Source organism: Acidobacteriota bacterium (assembly GCA_003225175.1).
Lineage (GTDB): Bacteria > Acidobacteriota > Terriglobia > Terriglobales > Acidobacteriaceae > Gp1-AA112.
Genome location: QIBA01000059.1, coordinates 30347 through 48055, shown reverse-complemented (window position 1 = coordinate 48055; position 17709 = coordinate 30347). Strand labels below are relative to the sequence as shown.

General features: G+C 56.7%; 18 protein-coding genes and 1 riboswitch. Of the genes, 3 read left to right on the top strand and 15 right to left on the bottom strand.

Annotated elements, in window-relative coordinates:
- The 15 genes from DMG62_17690 to DMG62_17620 form a co-directional block, all read right to left on the bottom strand.
- On the bottom strand, positions 1-3102 hold a 3102-nt coding region (locus DMG62_17690; protein ID PYY21647.1), incomplete at its 3' end, for a hypothetical protein.
- 399 nt (positions 3103-3501) lie between these two features.
- Positions 3502-4341, bottom strand: coding sequence for a purine-nucleoside phosphorylase (locus tag DMG62_17685; protein PYY21646.1), 840 nt, complete (start codon positions 4339-4341; stop codon positions 3502-3504).
- A gap of 129 nt (positions 4342-4470) precedes the next feature.
- Entirely contained in the window at positions 4471-5700 is a 1230-nt protein-coding gene (locus tag DMG62_17680) for a NupC/NupG family nucleoside CNT transporter (protein PYY21645.1), read from the bottom strand.
- 34 nt (positions 5701-5734) lie between these two features.
- Positions 5735-7072, bottom strand: a complete 1338-nt coding sequence (locus DMG62_17675; GenBank protein ID PYY21644.1) for a thymidine phosphorylase — start codon at positions 7070-7072, stop codon at positions 5735-5737.
- A gap of 213 nt (positions 7073-7285) precedes the next feature.
- The gene (cdd, locus tag DMG62_17670) at positions 7286-7714 is read right to left on the bottom strand and encodes a cytidine deaminase (GenBank protein ID PYY21643.1); all 429 of its coding nucleotides are present in this window, start codon (positions 7712-7714) and stop codon (positions 7286-7288) included.
- Positions 7715-7866: 152 nt separating this feature from the next.
- Positions 7867-8187: a hypothetical protein gene (locus tag DMG62_17665; protein ID PYY21642.1), complete on the bottom strand. Its 321-nt coding sequence runs from the start codon at positions 8185-8187 to the stop codon at positions 7867-7869.
- 67 nt (positions 8188-8254) lie between these two features.
- Positions 8255-8929, bottom strand: coding sequence for a 1-(5-phosphoribosyl)-5-((5-phosphoribosylamino)methylideneamino)imidazole-4-carboxamide isomerase (locus tag DMG62_17660; GenBank protein ID PYY21641.1), 675 nt, complete (start codon positions 8927-8929; stop codon positions 8255-8257).
- Positions 8923-9690 (bottom strand): imidazole glycerol phosphate synthase subunit HisF, encoded by a 768-nt coding sequence (locus DMG62_17655; GenBank protein ID PYY21640.1) that lies wholly within the window; start codon positions 9688-9690, stop codon positions 8923-8925. Before DMG62_17655 ends, DMG62_17660 begins: the two co-directional genes overlap by 7 nt.
- 22 nt (positions 9691-9712) lie before the next feature.
- On the bottom strand, positions 9713-10306 hold the full coding sequence (hisH, locus tag DMG62_17650) for an imidazole glycerol phosphate synthase subunit HisH (GenBank protein ID PYY21639.1): 594 nt from the start codon (positions 10304-10306) through the stop codon (positions 9713-9715).
- The gene (locus DMG62_17645) at positions 10303-10890 is read right to left on the bottom strand and encodes an imidazoleglycerol-phosphate dehydratase HisB (protein ID PYY21638.1); all 588 of its coding nucleotides are present in this window, start codon (positions 10888-10890) and stop codon (positions 10303-10305) included. Before DMG62_17645 ends, hisH begins: the two co-directional genes overlap by 4 nt.
- Complete coding sequence (gene hisC / locus DMG62_17640; protein ID PYY21637.1) at positions 10890-12008, bottom strand: histidinol-phosphate transaminase; 1119 nt, start codon at positions 12006-12008, stop codon at positions 10890-10892. The genes DMG62_17645 and hisC overlap by 1 nt, the downstream gene beginning before the upstream one ends.
- Complete coding sequence (gene hisD, locus DMG62_17635) at positions 12008-13252, bottom strand: histidinol dehydrogenase (GenBank protein PYY21636.1); 1245 nt, start codon at positions 13250-13252, stop codon at positions 12008-12010. Before hisD ends, hisC begins: the two co-directional genes overlap by 1 nt.
- A gap of 13 nt (positions 13253-13265) precedes the next feature.
- Complete coding sequence (locus tag DMG62_17630) at positions 13266-14135, bottom strand: ATP phosphoribosyltransferase (GenBank protein ID PYY21635.1); 870 nt, start codon at positions 14133-14135, stop codon at positions 13266-13268.
- Positions 14132-14476 carry a phosphoribosyl-AMP cyclohydrolase gene (locus DMG62_17625; protein ID PYY21634.1) on the bottom strand — a complete coding sequence of 115 codons (345 nt, stop codon included), beginning with the start codon at positions 14474-14476 and terminating at the stop codon, positions 14132-14134. Before DMG62_17625 ends, DMG62_17630 begins: the two co-directional genes overlap by 4 nt.
- Before the next feature lie 216 nt (positions 14477-14692).
- The gene (locus tag DMG62_17620; protein ID PYY21633.1) at positions 14693-14959 is read right to left on the bottom strand and encodes a hypothetical protein; all 267 of its coding nucleotides are present in this window, start codon (positions 14957-14959) and stop codon (positions 14693-14695) included.
- 260 nt (positions 14960-15219) lie between these two features.
- On the opposite strand from DMG62_17620, the gene DMG62_17615 reads away from it, so the two are divergent.
- The 3 genes from DMG62_17615 to DMG62_17605 all read left to right on the top strand — a co-directional run bounded on the left by DMG62_17615 (position 15220) and on the right by DMG62_17605 (position 17696).
- Positions 15220-15783 (top strand): hypothetical protein, encoded by a 564-nt coding sequence (locus DMG62_17615; GenBank protein PYY21652.1) that lies wholly within the window; start codon positions 15220-15222, stop codon positions 15781-15783.
- A gap of 191 nt (positions 15784-15974) precedes the next feature.
- Positions 15975-16108: riboswitch (molybdenum cofactor riboswitch) on the top strand.
- 78 nt (positions 16109-16186) lie between these two features.
- Positions 16187-17179 (top strand): GTP 3',8-cyclase MoaA, encoded by a 993-nt coding sequence (moaA, locus tag DMG62_17610; GenBank protein PYY21632.1) that lies wholly within the window; start codon positions 16187-16189, stop codon positions 17177-17179.
- Between the two features lie 265 nt (positions 17180-17444).
- Positions 17445-17696, top strand: a complete 252-nt coding sequence (locus DMG62_17605; protein PYY21631.1) for a hypothetical protein — start codon at positions 17445-17447, stop codon at positions 17694-17696.
- Positions 17697-17709: the final 13 nt, after the last annotated feature.

Here is a 17709-nt window from a genome sequence, read left to right as displayed (position 1 = left end):
AGCCTTTCCGATCACGAAGCTGCTGCTGGCTGTGCTGCCGTTGTGATTGGCATCGCCGCCGAAGTTCGCCGTCGCTGTTGCCGTGCCCGCGTTGACGTTGTTCGTGTAGTTCACCGTCAGCGACTGGTTCAGGTTTCCAGCTCCGGTTGCATTCGCGGTGCAGGCTGTGACTGGCGAACCCGTGTAGGTGAAGGGCGCACTGGCAGTGCAGTCCACAGTTACCGTGGAATCTGCTTTGCCGATGCTGAGGGTCACGGGTACATTTTGCGTTGTGTAGTTGGTCGTGTCGCTTGGAGTAAATGTGACTGAGAGCGTCTGATTACCCGCGTTCAGCACTGTTCCAGCAGCGGGTATGTAGGCGAAGTTGCCTGGCACACTGGCGGTGGCGTTCAGCTGCGTTCCGCTCAGCGCCGTGCCATATGTAATGGCTGCGGGGCTCGTCCAGGTGATCGTGGCCGTCGCCTTTCCGATTACGAAGCTGCCAGCCCCGGTACTGCTGTTGTGATTGGAATCCCCAGCGTAATTCGCCGTCGCAGATGCCGTGCCCGCGTTGAGGTTGCCGGTGTAGTTGACGGTGAGCGATTGGTTCAGATTCCCGACTCCGATTGCAGTCGCGGTACAGGGCGTCAGTGCCGAACCTGCATAGGTGAACGGAGCACCGGAAGTGCAGTCGACGGTCACAGTGGAATCGGCTTTGTTGACAGTGATCGTGACACTCGCGGTTTGCGTCGCATAGTTGCTTGTGTCGGTGGGTGTGAACGTAACCGAGAGCGTCTGGTTGGCACTGGCGGTCAGCAGCGTGCCTGGGGCGGGCGAGTAGACGAAGGTGCCGGACACGCTGGCGGTGGCATTCAACTGCGTCGCACTCAGCGCTGTCCCGTAGGTGCTGGCTGCCGGATTGGTCCAGGTGATCGTGGGCGTAGCCTTTCCGATCACGAAGCTGCTGCTGGCTGTCCTGCCGTTGTGATTGGCATCGCCGCCGAAGTTCGCCGTCGCTGTTGCCGTGCCTGCGTTGACGTTGCCGGTGTAGTTGACCGTGAGCGATTGGTTCAGGTTCCCGACCCCGGTCGCAGTCGCGGTACAGGGCGTCAGTGCCGAGCCCGTGTACGTGAACGGGGCACCGGCCGTGCAGTCGACGATCACAATGGAATCGGCTTTGTTGACAGTAATCGGGATACTCGCGGTTTGTGTCGCGTAGTTGCTTGTGTCCGTCGGAGTGAACGTAACCGAGAGCGTCTGGTTGGCACTGGCGGTCAGCAGCGTGCCTGGGGCGGGCGAGTAGACGAACGTGCCGGAGACGCTGGCGGTGGCATTCAACTGCGTCGCACTCAGCGCTGTCCCGTAGGTGATGGCTGCCGGATTGGTCCAGGTGATCGTGGGCGTAGTCTTTCCGATCACGAAGCTGCTGCTGGCTGTCCTGCCGTTGTGATTGGCATCGCCGCCGAAGTTCGCCGTCGCTGTTGCCCTGCCTGCGTTGACGTTGCCGGTGTAGTTGACCGTGAGCGATTCGTTTAGGTTCCCGACTCCGGTCGCGTTTGCAGTGCACGGCGTCAGCGGAGAACCTGTATAGGTGAACGGAGCGCCTGTGGTGCAGTCCACGTTTACCGTGGAACTGGCCTTGGCGATGGTGAAGTTGACGCTGTTCGAACTGCCGCTGTGATTGGCATCGCCTGCGAAGCTCGCTGTTGCTGTTGCCGTGCCCGCGTTGACGTTGTTCGTGTAGTTAATCGTCAGGGACTGGTGCAGATTTCCGGCTCCGGTTACGACTGCCGTACACGGCGTTAGCGCTAAACCGCTATAGGTGAAGGGCGCACCCGCCGTGCAGTCCACCGTCACCACGGAATCGGCCTTGTCGGCACTGATCGTGACACTCGCAGTTTGGGTTGTGTAGTTGCTCGTATCCGTCGGAGTGAATGTAACCGAGAGGCTCTGGTTTGCTCCTGCATTCAGTACCGTGCCCGCCGCGGGGGAGTAGACGAAGGTACCGGGCACACTCGGGATAGCATTCAACTGCGTCGCACTCAGCACATCGCCAAAGGTGATAGCGGCAGGATTTGCCCAGCTGATTGTGGGCGTTGCTTTAGTCAACATCACTGAGAAGGGTGCAGATGTTGCTGGAGCGTAGCTTTCGTCGCCTGCTTTGGTCGCGGCGACCGTGCACGTGCCGCTTGCGTTCGTAACTGAGATTGTCCTGTCGCTAACCGAGCATCCCGTTGAAGTGCCAGCGCTGAAGGTCACTGCGCCAGTTCCGCTCCCGCCAGAGACCGTCGCACTTCCAGTCATGCCGTAGACAAGGGACGACGGACCGGTGATCGAGAGCGGCGTTTGTGTCGCCGCTGCGACGTTTAGCGTGAAGTTCTGGGCTGCATCCGGTCCAATGCCGTTGTGCGCCGTGAATGTGAGCGAAAACGTACCGCTCGTCGCCGGAGTTCCACTCAGCACGCCAGTCGATGCATCGAAGTTCACTCCGCTCGGTACTCTTCCGCTGGCGCTGAGAAGTGGCATTGGAAACCCTGTTGCGGTTACCGTGAATGTTCCCGCCGTGTTTACGCTAAATGCGGTGCTGGTGGCACTGGTAATCTCGGACGCGGTGCCGGACTGAAATGTTGCGAATGGAGAAAATGATGTGACGCTGCCGCAGACTGAGTGGTTGGTTGTGTCGACTGAGGTGGTCACGTCGACCCAGGCGCTTCCGTTGTAGTGAAAGAGCCGCGGGGAATTTACGAAGCTTACGCCTGAGTAATTGATGCAAACGGAGACTGGGCCGGAAAAGACGGCTGTCGTGGCCAAGTCGAAATATTGTGCGGGGCTGCCGACAAGAAATCCGATTGGGGGCATGACGCCGGTGTTTGCTATGGTGAGGGTGGTCATCCCTGCTTGCGTTACGTTGCTGAAGACTAGCTTTGCCGGCGAGGCGCCCGTGCTATCTGTGGGTTGAACGGACACATTCGTTCCCGGCGCCGTATTACTTGTCGTTGGCGGAGGTGCAGGGCTGGACGAGAAGCTATTGGATCCTCCTCCTCCGCATCCGGCGGCCCAGACGATCAGGCCCACGATTATGACAATGGCTTTTCGGCTAGCGGTTCTTTGCTTGCCAAACATGAATACTGGGTCTCTATCTTCTACTCGGGGGGATCTGTAGGGTTGCGGACGTTCGACAAACCTTCGTTGGCTGCACGACCAAATGCCACCAGTACTGATTCGGGCACATGGCTCCAGATATCGTGCAATTGCCCCGCCATTGGCCCCAGCATTTGAAGGGACAATGAAGGCCCTTAAACTCTTGTCAGCGAATCTCTTAAGGCGGCGAGGAGAGGTACCGGACGTCACTGGCGCGCCGCCCGATCGGAAGGCATACAAATATGTGCAAAGTCTTGCACAGGATCGACGAAGAAATTGCCGCTTTGGCTCGCAACAGTTCTTGCGCAGGGCGTCGTTGCCCCAGCCAGCGGTTGGGATGGAAAGAGTTCACCCGGAGCTAACCGTGAAAAAACGCGGCCTTCAGGGCTCCATCTTGGGAATCAGCGACTTCAGAAGAGCAGAAAACTGTCCTTTGATGCGCTGGCCGATCTCCAGTACTTCCTCGTGATTAATTGGCTGATCCAGAATCCCCGCAGCCATGTTGGTTACCACGGAAATCGCAAGCACTTTCATGCCGCAATGGCGGGCGACCACAACCTCAGCGACCGTTGACATGCCGACTAAGTCCGCTCCGATGGTTCGCAGAAATCCAATTTCAGCTGGCGTTTCATAACTTGGGCCAGGTACAGCGGCGTAGACACCTTCGTGGATATCAATCCCTAGTCGCTTTCCTTCCGCCAGTGCAAGCTTCCGCCATTGTTTCGAGTAGGCCTCGGTCATATCCGGGAATCGTGGGCCGAAGCGGTCTTCGTTGGTCCCGATCAGAGCATTGGTGCCTTGCAGGTTGATGTGGTCGCTCAGCACCGCCAGGCATCCTGGCTTGAGTTGCGTGCCAATGCCGCCCGCAGCGTTGGTGAGCAGCACGCCCTTGATTCCCATGCGGCAAAATACCCGAATTGGGAACGCGACTCGCGACATTGCATGGCCTTCATAGTAGTGCACGCGGCCTTGCATGACTGCCACTGCGACAGCTCCCACTGCGCCTACGACCAAATTACCTGCGTGCCCAACGGCGCTAGAAACCGGAAAGTGAGGGATTGTGGAATAGGGAAGCGAGATGCGCTCCTCAAGATCGTCAGCGAACGCTCCTAATCCTGAACCGAGGACGAGAGCAAGGCGCGGTCGCAAAGATGTCTGCCTGAGAATGAAGTCCGCCGTCTCTCCGGCGAGCGTCCATTGGTCCGCCGCTTGAGAGTTCATAATTGGCAACGGACATACAAAGTCACGGAGAGGCGAAACGATGGAGACACGCTCATCGCAACTATCAGCACAAGCTCTCCTTGGTGTCTCTGTGTCTCCGTGGTGGACAGATTCTGCGCTTGAAGACGATCAATGTTGCACCAGAAGGCTCACAATGGATGCCGACATCAGATTCGCCATCGTTCCCGCGAGCATTGCGCGAAAGCCAAGCTTGGCCAACTCCGAGCGCTTATTGGGCGCCAACGCGCCAATGCCTCCGATCTGAATTCCGATCGATGAGAAGTTGGCGAAGCCGCAAAGCGCAAAGGTCGCGATCGTCACAGATCGCGGATCAAGCAGGGACTTCGCAGCTCCGAGCGCCTGGTAGGCAACCAGTTCGTTGATCACCATGCGGGTTCCCAACAGATTCCCGACGCCCACAGCATCTTTCCAGGGAATGCCAATCGCGTAAGCCACGGGAGCGAAGATGTGCCCGAGCAGAGACTCCAGGCTGATAGGGAAGATACCCACGTAACGGTGAATGCCACCGAAAACCCCGTTCACCAGCGCGATCAACGCAAGAAACGAAATCAGCATGATCGCTACATTGAAGGCAAGTTGTCCGCCATCGATGGTGCCACGGGCGATAGCGGCAAGGATATTGTCGTCGCGGTGCATGTCCTGCTCTGACATTTCCACTTTGCCCTGCGTCTTTGGCGTTTCCGTTTCGGGAACAAGAAGTTTCGCCATCAGGATTGTCCCCGGAGCAGTCATGATCACCGCAGCGAGCAAATGCTTGGCCTCGACGCCGAACGCTATGTAAGCCGCCATAATGCCGCCGGAAACGTGCGCCATTCCGGCGGTCATAATCGTCATCAGCTCCGAGCGCGTGCACTCGGGCAGGAAAGGACGGATGGTAAGTGGAGCTTCGGTCTGTCCCATGAAGATCGAAGCTGCTACGTCCAGCGACTCCACTCCGCTTACCTGCATGGTGCGTTTCATCAGCCAGGCAAAGAAGCGGATGATGAGCTGCATAATGCCGAGGTAGTACAGCAGAGCAAAGAACGCTGAGATAAAGATAATAGTGGGCAGAACCTGGAAGGCGAAGATGAATCCAGTGGGAGGCCTGGGTCTCCCGAGCGCCCCAAAGACAAATTCCGCGCCCGCTGCCGAATAGCTCAGAAGTTTCGTAATGCCGCCACCTGCGGTGGCCATGATGCGTTGTCCAAAGGTCCAGCGGAGAACAAGGATGGCAAATATGAGTTGCAGGCCAAGTCCCCACAGGATTGTGCGCAGGCGAATTGCGCGGCGGTCAGTCGAGAATAAGTAAGCCAGGCCCACGATTCCGACGATTCCAATCAAGCCCGTGACTCTAATCATTCGCTCGTTTCTCTTGTCCCTGAATTGAACAGCTCTATGACCCTTGAGCAGCCGGTTTGGAGCTTCCTTCGATGACTTGACGAATCAGTTTTGCGGGAGCCGAAGTTCGGGATGCGCTAATTGCATAACTGGATCGGAAGAGTGACTCGGCTTCGGCGAGACGCGCATCGGAGTTATAGTGGAGCGTGCAAATCGGCTCGTTCTCGGCGATAGCGTCTCCGACTTTCTTATGTAGGACGATTCCCACTGCGGGATCGATGCTGTCCTCCTTCTTCTCCCGTCCGCCGCCGAGCACAAGGCTCACGACTCCGACCTGTTCACATTGAATCGTCTGCACATAACCCGCCTTTTGACTGCGTATCTCCCGGCGATTTCTTGCGGTTGGAAGCCCACGCGGATCGCGCAAGGCATCCGCGTTTCCTCCTTGAAGCTGCGTGACTTCGCAGAACTTCTCAAATGCTGAGCCGTTCGCGATGCTTTGTTGAGCCAGCTTCCTGCCCTCGTCCAGAGAAGCAGTCTTGTCGCCGAGATAGAACATCCACGCGGAAAGCTCAACGCTGAGGTCGCGGAGATCAGCGGGTCCGCCACCCTTGAGCACCTCGATGCATTCGACGACTTCGAGCGCGTTGCCAACGTACCGCCCTAGTGGCTGATCCATATCGGTGATCAACGCGACCACGCGCTTGCCGATGCGCACTCCGGTTTCAACCATCAGCTCTGCCAGATGTACTGCATCGGCTTCTTTCTTCATGAACGCGCCGGAGCCGGTCTTCACATCGAGCACCAGCGCATTGATGCCCTCAGCGATCTTCTTGCTCATAATCGACGCGCAGATCAGCGCCGGACTCTCCACCGTTCCCGTCACATCCCGCAGCGCATACATCTTCTTGTCAGCCGGGACAATCTTTTCCGTCTGCCCAACCAGCACCATTCCGCATCTGGAGAGCACCTCGCGCATTCGGTCAGGCGCGAGATTTACGTTGAAGCCGGGAATCGCCTCGAGCTTGTCGAGCGTGCCGCCAGTGTGCCCGAGGCCGCGTCCGCTGATCATCGGTACCAGCAGGCCGCCGGCAGCAACGATGGGCGCGAGGATGAGGGAAGTCTTGTCGCCGACGCCACCGGTGGAATGTTTATCGACTTTCTTCCCTGGCAGGTCAGACCAGTCCAGCGTCACGCCTGAATTCACCATCGCTTCCGTGAGCGCCGCGATCTCTTGCCCCGTCATGCCGCGCAGCAATACAGCCATGAGCCAGGCTGACATTTGATAATCAGGAAACTGCGCCTCGGTGTAGCTGCGAACGGTGAACTGAATTTCTTCGCGCGTGAGCTCGTGCCCGTCACGCTTCTTGCGGATGAGGTCGACAATGCGCATGCGATACGCCCGGAGGCGTCAGAAGCTCCAGATAAATGTGGAAAGTGACAGGCAAGATTACAGGAACAAACTGGCGCTGAATAGAGTGTTCAACAGTTTGAAGTTGTTTTCTTGGCGAAACGATTAATCTCGTGGCACAGCCGCCCCCTGGCTGTAGCTCCGCTCAAAGTCAACACAAGCGAGGGCGTCTGTCCCACAAAATCACAGTTGTGCTTAAGTCAACGATTCCGAGCTAAAACAATTCGGCAGCAGCTCACGCATCGAGCTGCGCTGGATGCCTTTTGGCCCTATATAGAAGATGTCGGCGTCCGGACCGAATTCGCTGATCACCTGACGACAAGCTCCACACGGAGAGCAGGCAACGTTGCGATCGTTTACGACCGCAATCGCACGAATCTTTACTCTCTTTGGACCGAGTTCCGATACAGCCGAGAAGATCGCCGTCCGTTCCGCACAGTTGGTAAGTCCATACGAAGCGTTCTCCACGTTGCAGCCTGCGAAAACTTCTCCACCGTCCAGCAGTACAGCAGCGCCGACGCGAAAATTGGAATAAGGAGCGTGAGCGTTTTGATAGGCGCGTTTGGCGGCGCTGACTAGTTCGTCTTGTTGATTTGAGGTGAGTTCCTGTCTTGCTTTGCTCATTAAGGTTCGCGAAACAAGACTACAGAAAAAGCAGGGCACAGGGAACAGGGAACAGGGAACAGGAAAACGGAATTTAAAAACCAGGGGACAGGGAACACTCAAAGCGAAGCGGAATTTGCTATCCCCTGTTCCCTGTAACCCATCCCCTATCTTTAGGCTGCTTCGTGCTTTTCTGCTGAAGGCTTCTTGATTGTTCCTTCGTTTCTCTTCGTCTCGCCGCGGGCTGGTTCTCCTCGGGTGCCGCCGAGACCGGTACCGTGGCTGGCCTGATCTCCTACTAAGTTCGTGCTGGGACCTTCAGTAGCATCCGTCGGGGCTGACGGATTGATTTCACCAGTTCGGTTCTCCGGAGTGTGACTTTGAACGCGTACGTTTCCTGGTCCACTGCTCCCTGGACCCGATCCGTATTTCTCACTTCCTTTACTTTCCTTCTGACGCTCTCTCGATTCAGCCTGCTGCTCTTTTCCCACCATCTTTCCTCCTTACTGTCATTAGTAAGATGGCAGCAAGCAGGACCTTTGTGGCCTTATCCGGAGCGGGTCACACAGTAAGAATTCCGGTGTAGATGGCCATTCCAACCACGGCATCTATGCCCATCGCATCCAGCTGGTCGATCTCGGTTTGTGTCGCAATGCCGCCAGCGACGATCAGCTTCCTGCTTGTTGCTGGACGCAAATCTGCAAGGATTTCAAAAGGGAATCCCTGCATGAGACCCTCTGTTTCAATGTGAGTGTAGAGAAACGCCGAGCAGAATGGATCGAGTTCGCGCATGGCGTCCGCGGGACCCAATCCTGTACTCTGCTTCCATCCTTTTGCGGCAACGAACCCGTCTCGCGAATCGACTGCAAAGATCAGTCGCTCCGATCCAAGTTCCCGAGCAAGAGCTCTCGCAAAGTTGAGATTCACACCGCCCTCTCCGAACAGCGACGAGCCGATGATCACCTTCCGTGCTCCGTTCGCGAGCGCAGCACGAGCTTTCCCTTCGGTGCGTAAGCCACCACCAACCTGACAAGGAAGTTCAGCGCAGAATTCCTTCACTAGCTCCTGATTACTGCCAACTCCCATGGCGGCATCGAGATCAATGAGTTGAACGATGGCAAATTTCCTGAAACGATCCATCCACTCAGCGAAGTTGGCGAACTCGAGTGCCTTGCGTTCGCCCTGCACCAGCTGCACGATCTTGCCGCCCATCAGGTCGATGGAAGGAATCAGCACGGCGGCCTCACCGGAATGTTCTTCGATCGCAAAATGACTTTTAGCTCGCGAATGTCCTGCACTCCAAAATGGAAGACAGAAGCAGCGAGAGCTGCATCCGCCCGGCCTGCAGCGAAGACTTCAACGAAATGATCGCTGCTGCCGGCGCCGCCGGAGGCAATCACAGGGATGGCAACTGAGGAACTCACCGCCGATGTAAGGCAACAGTCAAAGCCGGCGCCAGTACCGTCCCGATCCATGGAGGTGAGCAGAATCTCTCCGGCGCCGTGGCGCTCAGCTTCCACCGCCCACTCCACAGCTTTGCGTCCCGTAGGGGTGCGACCTCCGGCGACTAGCACGTTATAGTTCTCACCATCGCCATTTCTTTGTGCATCGATTGCAACCACGACGGCTTGCGACCCAAAACGGGAGGCAATTCGCTCGATGAGCCTTGGATCGCGTACTGCGGCGGAATTAATACTGATCTTGTCAGCGCCAGCGTCGAACATCGCTGCGGCGTCCTCGAGCGTACGAATCCCCCCACCAACCGTAAAGGGAATAAACAGCTCACTCGCCGCTCGTTTGACTGCGTCGATAAGCGTTCCACGATTCTGATGCGTGGCGGAAATGTCGAGCAGAACGATCTCGTCCGCTCCCGATTCGGCATGCGCTCGGGCGAGTTCGGCAGGATCTCCGGCGTCGCGCAGGTTCAGGAATTTAGTTCCCTTCACGACCCGTCCGGCATCGACGTCCAGACACGCAATGATTCGTTTAGTCAGCATTTCTGGAGAAAGACTAAGCCCCTCAGAGATCGCAGAAGTTCTTGAGTACGCGTAGCCCCACCTGCCCCGATTTTTCAGGATGGAACTGCACTCCGAACAGATGATCGTTTTCTAATGCAGCGGAGTAAGTTCCGCAATACTCCGAGGTTGCCACAGTCTCAGCGTTCATCGGGACATAGTAAGAGTGGGAGTAATAAACGAATGATCCCGAATCGATACCAGCGAGGAGCCTGGAGTCGCGCACCTTTGCGATTTGGTTCCACCCGACATGCGGCACCTTCAGATCGTTTGATTGAAAGCGCTCACAGTTTGCCCGGATAGCTCCCAATCCAGAAACATCTGGAGCTTCGCTGCTGCCCGCTAGCATCCATTGCATTCCGACACAAATTCCGAGAAATGGCTTTTCGGCAGCGATTCTCTCCCGGATGGCCTCGCATAAACCAGTACGACTCAATTCCTTTGTCGCGGCGAAATGTCCAACGCCGGGAAGGATGACTTTATCCGCGCGGCTCGCGAGCCTGGGATCGTCAGTCACGACAGCCTCAACCTGGAGATGATCTAGAGCTTTCTTCACCGATGCCAGATTGCCCGCTTTGTAATCGATGATGGCGATCACAACAGCCCCTTTGTACTGGGCAACATCTTCGCCAGGCGCCTGTCGCGCGAGCAGGCAAAACGCAGCGCGCGAGCGAATGCTTTGAACAACGCTTCCAGCTTGTGATGATTCGAGCGGCCATACAGCGTCTTTACATGAACGCTGGCCCGCGCACCGCGCGCGAAGCCTTCGAAGAAGTCATGCGCCAGCTCTGATTGAAAATCACCTACCAGTCTCGTACGAACCTTCGCATCCACGACTGCCACCGCTCGACCGCTCAGATCGACCGCGGCCATTCCCAAAGTTTCATCCATCGTCATCAGAAAATAACCGGCGCGCAGAATTCCTTTGCGATTGCCAAGCGCTTTGTCGAAAGCTTCGCCCAGCGCGATCCCCACGTCCTCAACGCTGTGATGTTGGTCGACATCCAGGTCGCCATTGCAACGCAACTGCAGATCAAAAGCTCCATGTCGCGCGAACAGCTCCAGCATATGGTCGAAGAAACGGATGCCGGTTGCGACTTCGTACTTGCCGCGACCATCGATGTTTAGGGAAAGACCGATCTGCGTTTCCGTCGTCTTGCGCTTTAGCTTGGCGGTCCTCATTACACGCTTCCCATAATAGGACTAGCCGAAACCTGTTGCGTTGCCATCCAGCCGATCGTATTCAGTACCTCAGGCAGAACTATCAACAGGCGTTCCGTATGCTCAGTTGTGCCTACCGTCATGCGGACGCAGCCGTTGCAGCCGGGATCGCTACTGCGGTCTCGCACGAGGATGCCGCGCTTCCGCATCTCGGCAACAAATTCCCGATGTAGCGGGCCTATTTTCGCCAGCACAAAGTTCGCTTGGCTGATCCAATATGGAACTCCCTGGCACGTAAGCTGAATCATCAGGCGCGCGCGCCCCTGCAGGACCTGCTGAATATAGTCCGCAAGGAAGTCTCGGTCGGCAATTGCGTGCGGCAGGCACGCAAGAGCGATTCCATTCACGTTATAGGGCGACGCGACCTTGCGAACCATCGGCATCTGAATGCTGTTGCCCGCGAGTACGCCTATGCGCAAACCAGCCAGGCCATACGCCTTCGAAAATGTTCTCGTTACGAAGAGGTTGGGAAAGCGCGTGACGGCATCAATCACAGTCTGTCCCCAAAAGTCGTAATAAGCTTCGTCGACCAGCACCGCGGCTGCCGGAGCTGCATCCGCAATCCGCAGCAAATCCGCCCGTGCGACAACCGCCCCCGTGGGGTTGTTGGGACTCGCGAGCGCAATCATGCGTGTCTTTCCGGTAATAGAACTCAAGAGAACCTCAATCGGAAACCGAAATCCCCGCTCCGGGTTCGCCTGTACCGTGATTACTCTTGCGCCTGTGCTCTGTGCGTAAATCTCGTACATCGAGAACGTGGGCACTACGATCAGTACCTCATCGCCCGGCTCAAGAAACGTTTCGCATAGTAAGTGAATTGCCTCGTCTACACCATTCGTGAGCAGCGCCTGGTCGGGTTTGAGTCGAAGAAACTCAGCCATCCGGCCTTCTGATGGAGCGCGTTCCGGATACTTCGTGAGCTCGCCGCAGGCAATGTGTTTCAAAACTTCCATAACACGTGGAGAGGGAGCATCAGTGTTCTCGTTGAAATCGAGCCGAAGACCGTTTCGCCCACTGAGCGGCGGATGATATTCCTTCATGCGGCGCACTGCATTGCGGGCTTGCAGAGTCTTCTCCATCACGCCCCCATCCTTATTGCGATCGAATGCGCGTGTGCGACCAGGCCTTCCGCCTGCGCGAGCGTACTCACCTCGCGCGCGATCGTCTGCAGGCCTCTGGCAGTAAATTCCTGAACAGTAATCAGCTTTACAAAATCGTTCACGCTGAGTCCGGAGCGAAAACGCGCTGTTCCCCCTGTGGGAAGGACATGATTCGGACCCGATAGGTAATCGCCAGCGGCCTGCGGCGAATAGTCTCCGACAAAAACGGATCCTGCGGATTGAATTTCAGAAACTTCGCGTTGCGATGCGACCGTGATGTGCTCCGGAGCGAGCTGGTTTGCGATAAGCATTGACTCGCCAGGCGACGAGGTCACGATCACATAGCCATTCTTTTTGAGCGACTGCCGCGCTGTGTGGTTCGCAGCCGATTGTCGTTGTGTCTCGTCTAGTACTTGCTTGGCAAGTTTCTCGTTCGATGTGATGAAGACTGCGAGCGCGTCGGGATCGTGCTCGGCCTGAGCAACGAGATCGGCTGCGATGAACGCCGCGCTTCCCGAATCGCTCACGATCACGACTTCCGTCGGCCCCGCGAGCATATCGATTGCGCAGTCGAACGCGACGAGCTTCTTGGCCGCAGTCACAAAGGCATTGCCGGGTCCAACGATCTTGTCAACGCGTGGAATCGTGCGAGTGCCGTATGCAAGTGCGGCGATCCCTTGCGCGCCGCCTATCGCATAAAACTCCTTCACCCCGAGCAGGGAAGCGGCTGCCAGGGTTTCAGGCGCGGGTCGCGGAGACACCACCACGATTCGCGGTACTCCCGCTATCTGCGCGGGAATCACCGTCATCAGCAGCGTCGAAGGCAAAGGATGGCGTCCACCAGGTACATAGCATCCGACGGACTCGAGCGGACGAACCATTTGCCCGAGTCGAACGCCAGTTTGCACATCGCGCATCCACTCCAGCGGTTTCTGCCACTCAGCGAAGCGCCGGATATTCTCCGCGGCGCTCTCAAGTGCAGCGCGAAACTCAGAGCTGACCTGCCGCCACGAGGCATCGATGTCTGACTGACTGACGCGGAATGTCTTGCTCGCGAGGCCATCGAACTTTCGGCTGTAACGAAGCAATCCCGAATCGCCCTTCGTTCTCACTTCGCCGACAATCTTGGCAGCTGTCTTCTCCACGCGTGCAAGATCGAGCGCGCCGCGATTTGCCAATCGATTGAGCACTGCGGTACCGCGTTTGCTGGTGATGAGCTTCATTCGCTTGTCCTGGTCACATCACGATCTTGTTCAAGGGATATTCGACAATCCCACTCGCATTCGCGTCTTTCAACTTGGGCATTACATCGCGCACGACGCTCTCTTCAAGGATCGTGTTCACAGCCACCCAGTCGCGGTCGTTCAATTCAGAAACCGTCGGACTGTTCAATGCAGGCAAGACTGCGAGCACGTTATTCAGATCACGCTTGCGAACATTGAGCATCAGCCCCACGCGTCCTTGAGCGTCGATGGCGCCGCGCAACATCAGCGCGATGTTTTCGATCTTCTTGCGCTTCTCCGCTGACTGCCATGCTGCCTTATTGGCGATCAGCTGAGTCTGCGACTCGCAAACCGTCTCGATGATGCGCAGCCGGTTGGCTCGTAAGGAACTTCCCGTTTCGGTAACTTCGACGATAGCGTCGGCAAGAATCGGTGGCTTCACCTCGGTAGCGCCCCAGGAGAACTCAACCTTCACTGGAACATTCTTCGAGGCGAAGTAATTCTTGGTCGTGTTCACCAATTCCGTGGCGATGATGCAATGGCTTAGATCTTCAGCTTTTTCAAAACGGGAGTCCTGCGGAACCGCGAGCACCCAGCGCACCTTGCCACGGCTCTGCTTCGCATAGACCAGATCAGTAACGGTCTCGACCTCAAGTCCGCTTTCCAGCACCCAATCGCGGCCAGTGAGCCCAGCGTCGAGGAATCCATGCTCGACATAGCGCGCCATCTCTTGCGCGCGAATCAGCATGCACTCAATCTCCGGATCATCGATGGAAGGGAAGTAGGAGCGGCCATTCGCGTAAATGTTGAAGCCGGCCCGCGCGAACAGCGCGACAGTCGCGTCCTGCAGGCTGCCTTTAGGAATTCCGAGGCGGATCTTCATCCGACTATCTCGGGCGCTTCACTCAGCGCGATGCTCTTCGTAAAACAAGATCGTGTGCCTTCGTGGCAGACGAGCCCATCACCTTCGACCTCCACACGGAAGAGCAGGCAATCGTTGTCGCAATCAGTGGCGGCCGAGATTACGCGCAGGCGATTGCCAGAGCTCTCGCCCTTCATCCACAGCTTCTGGCGCGTGCGGCTGAAGAACGTCACATATCCCGACGCGAGCGTCTTCTCGTATGCTTCAGCATTGGCGAAGCCGACCATCAGCAGGTCGCCCTTGGCATTGTCCTGGACAACTACCGGCACCAAGCCATCCATCTTGTTGAAATCGATTTCCATCTTCATCTCCACGTTCGGCCCGTTCGCGTGCGCGCAAAAACACAAAGCCCGCTACGCGATTCGCGTCAGCGGGCTTGATCTCTATGATTGCTTCTGTATTTAGTCGCTAGAGAGCTCCGCCGACACGTTCGCCGCGTGATGATGGTGGCGATGATGGCGGAGTGTACTCATCTCTATTGCCGGTTACGATACATGGCCTTGCGGCGCCCTGTCAAACTACAGGTTAGTCTTGCCGTTGGAATAGCTTGCTTTGCCGTTGGTCTTCTTCTTGTTGTTTTTGGGATTGCCGAGGGCGATGTCGGCCAATTCCAGATACCGATTTCCGGCGGCCTCAGAGCTGCCGTGAATGATCGTTCGCGGCGTTTGCTGCTGCGTGTGCTTGCGGATCAGCTCTTTATCGATCCACAAACCAACTGGATGGTCGTCTTTGGCCAGGATCGTGCGCTTAGGACGAGCCTTCACCTTCTTAACTTTCGCGGGCATGTGCAGGAGTTTGCTCGGTGAGAATACAACACGAATGTTACATTTCAAGAGGAAAAACCACTGGGAAGCGCCAATAAGTGCCTTAACCCAAATTGGCCCAAAAACCGGGCATGCCTGGGTCGGGTCTTTCCGGGGAACAAGAGAAGAGCCACTGATGCTCCCTCTAGAATCATTCTGTTACACTCGCCAGCGTCATTCCGCGGGAGAGGAGAACCCAAACTATGAATGCAAAACGGCTTTTCACTTTGCTCTTTTCACTGATGCTGGCTGCTGTCCTGGGATACGGGCAAGCATCGGCCCCCAGCTCCAATTCAGACCAGACCACAACCACGACCACAACAACCACCAAGAAAACGAAAAAGCAGAAGACAAAAGAGGCCGGTTCCGACGTCAAAGAAGGATCTGAAAAGGCAGCCACCGCTACAAAGAAGGGCGCCAAAAAGGCTGCGTCGGCCACGAAGACAGGCGCGGAAAAAGCCGCCAGCGCTACAAAGACCGGCACTGAGAAGGCAGCAACCGCCACCGCTCATGGCACCGAAACCGCAGCCAGGACAACTGCAACGAAGAGCAAAGAAGTTGCAGGAGGCGCTAAATCAGCAGTCACGGGAAAAAAGGCCGCCAGCGAGAAACTCGACATCAACACGGCCAGCAAGGAGCAGCTCCAGGCGCTTCCCGGAATCGGTGATGCCTACTCACAGAAGATCATCGATGGCCGTCCGTACAATGCAAAAAACGATCTCGTCCGCAAAAACATCATTCCGCAATCGACCTATGACGGAGTCAAGGATCAGATCATCGCGCATCGCACCACAGCGAAAAGATAGGGGACAGGGAACAGGTTACAGGGGACAGGGCAACAGCGACTGTCTCCTTTTTGTTCCTCGGCTCCTCAGCTGAACCGATTCCATCAATCGAATTTGCTCCACGCGCATGCTTTTCCCTATCCCTGTCCCTGTCCCTGTCCCCTGTCCCCTGTTTTTCCCCCTGTACCCTGTCCCCTATTCCCTGTACCCTATTTGTTAGAGGTTTTCGATCGCCTCGACCTGTGGAATACCTGGTTGTGGCGACGGTGCCGGAGTGATTCGGCCGAGGGTGTGAGTGGAAACGCTTGCGCCTCCCGTTTTGGAAAGGAAACCGCCCGCTAATCGCCGTTCGCAGGCGTGTCTTCCCTTCCAACTGAATTCCGAATCCGCCGACGCGAGTTTTGCCTCTAACATTCACTGGCCTATGCCGCTGCAAGACAAATTCGGACGCGCCATCACCGATCTGCGCATTTCCATTACGGACCGGTGCAACTATCGCTGCGTGTATTGTCGAACCGGAAATGAGGGCGCGCAGTACGCAGATCTCAAGCTCGAAGAGTACCTGCGCATGGTGCGGGTCATGGTCTCGCTGGGAATCGAGAAGGTACGAATTACTGGCGGTGAGCCGCTATTGCGCCGTGGCGTAGTCGAATTTGTTCGCGAAGTAGCACAACTCCGCACTACGAGCGGGCACAAACCCGATATCGCGATCACTACAAACGGGCACCTGCTCGAGGATCTCGCCCAGCCGCTCAAGGACGCAGGACTGAGCCGCATCACGGTCAGCATGGATGCCGTCGATCGAGAAAAGTTCGCGCGCATCACGCGTGTCTCCGGCGGATTTGAGCGGGTTCTCGCCGGCATTCGCGCAGCCCGGCGAGCAGCTCTCGATCCAGTGAAGGTGAATTGCGTGCTGCTGCGCGGTTTCAATGAGGACCAGATTATCGAGTTCGCCAAGTTTTCCCGCGATCAAGGCGTGATCGTGCGGTTCATCGAATTCATGCCACTGGAAGAGGACCGCGTGTGGAGCCCAGAGGTGGTCGTTACTCTGGATGAAATCGTGAAGACGCTCTCATCATGGAAAGCGGTACGAGAGCTGCCGGCTAATGTCGCCAGCGAAACCGCGCGCCGCTATACGTTTGAAGATGGCTTGGGCGAAATCGGAATCATCGCTCCCGTCTCCAAGCCCTTCTGCGGACACTGCTCCCGAATCCGCATCACCTCCGACGGCAAAATCCGGACCTGCCTCTTCTCTCTCTTCGATCACGATCTCTATGCTGTAATGCAACGCGGCGGAGACGATGCCGAAATGGCCGATTACATCCGCTCAGTCGTAGAGAAGAAGGAAGCCCGACACCATATCGGCGAACCTGGCTTCATGCAGCCTTCACGAAGCATGGTGCATATAGGAGGCTGAGGGATCGGGTGATCGGGCCATCGGGTGATCGGGGTGAGTGAAAACAGGCACTCGGCTCTCGGCTGTCGGCGTTCAGCCAATTAGCTTTTAGTGCGGTTCCGCAAAAACCGTTTGCCGACCGCCGATAGCCGCTTTTACTTCACCCGATCACCCGATTCCTCTACTCTGTTTACTTCTTGATAACGCTCTCTGTAATCCCGCCCTGGTTACCATGCAACATTCTGGCTTTCTCTGCCCATCTGAATGAGTATTCGACTGTTTACTGATGAGTTATCGCGCCAATAGGCCATACGGCCGTCGCAAGACCGACAATGCTGCCTCTGGGAAGGAAAGCAATCATTGGCAGAAAATTCGCCGCGACGTGCAAGAGGACTCCAGTGGCCTGATTCGCCGCTATCTTCGTCTCTCCGAAAAGGTTCTTGGGACTGAGGGCCAATCTGAGCCTTCCGAGAACAGCGGCGAAAATGACTCCTCCCGCGGACAGGAGCCACAACAGCCAAAGCGTAAGGCTGCATGAGGCTTTTGGGTTA

What these genes read in the sequence shown, in the direction of transcription:
- hisC (PYY21637.1), bottom strand. Translation starts at nt 12,008, where the DNA reads ATGGAGAAGACTCTGCAAGCCCGCAATGCAGTGCGCCGCATGAAGGAA.
- DMG62_17665 (PYY21642.1), bottom strand. Translation starts at nt 8,187, where the DNA reads ATGGTGGGAAAAGAGCAGCAGGCTGAATCGAGAGAGCGTCAGAAGGAA.
- DMG62_17645 (PYY21638.1), bottom strand. Translation starts at nt 10,890, where the DNA reads ATGAGGACCGCCAAGCTAAAGCGCAAGACGACGGAAACGCAGATCGGT.
- DMG62_17685 (PYY21646.1), bottom strand. Translation starts at nt 4,341, where the DNA reads ATGAACTCTCAAGCGGCGGACCAATGGACGCTCGCCGGAGAGACGGCG.
- cdd (PYY21643.1), bottom strand. Translation starts at nt 7,714, where the DNA reads ATGAGCAAAGCAAGACAGGAACTCACCTCAAATCAACAAGACGAACTA.
- hisD (PYY21636.1), bottom strand. Translation starts at nt 13,252, where the DNA reads ATGAAGCTCATCACCAGCAAACGCGGTACCGCAGTGCTCAATCGATTG.
- DMG62_17655 (PYY21640.1), bottom strand. Translation starts at nt 9,690, where the DNA reads ATGCTGACTAAACGAATCATTGCGTGTCTGGACGTCGATGCCGGACGG.
- DMG62_17630 (PYY21635.1), bottom strand. Translation starts at nt 14,135, where the DNA reads ATGAAGATCCGCCTCGGAATTCCTAAAGGCAGCCTGCAGGACGCGACT.
- DMG62_17620 (PYY21633.1), bottom strand. Translation starts at nt 14,959, where the DNA reads ATGCCCGCGAAAGTTAAGAAGGTGAAGGCTCGTCCTAAGCGCACGATC.
- moaA (PYY21632.1), top strand. Translation starts at nt 16,187, where the DNA reads ATGCCGCTGCAAGACAAATTCGGACGCGCCATCACCGATCTGCGCATT.
- DMG62_17680 (PYY21645.1), bottom strand. Translation starts at nt 5,700, where the DNA reads ATGATTAGAGTCACGGGCTTGATTGGAATCGTCGGAATCGTGGGCCTG.
- DMG62_17615 (PYY21652.1), top strand. Translation starts at nt 15,220, where the DNA reads ATGCTGGCTGCTGTCCTGGGATACGGGCAAGCATCGGCCCCCAGCTCC.
- DMG62_17675 (PYY21644.1), bottom strand. Translation starts at nt 7,072, where the DNA reads ATGCGCATTGTCGACCTCATCCGCAAGAAGCGTGACGGGCACGAGCTC.
- DMG62_17625 (PYY21634.1), bottom strand. Translation starts at nt 14,476, where the DNA reads ATGGAAATCGATTTCAACAAGATGGATGGCTTGGTGCCGGTAGTTGTC.
- DMG62_17605 (PYY21631.1), top strand. Translation starts at nt 17,445, where the DNA reads ATGAGTTATCGCGCCAATAGGCCATACGGCCGTCGCAAGACCGACAAT.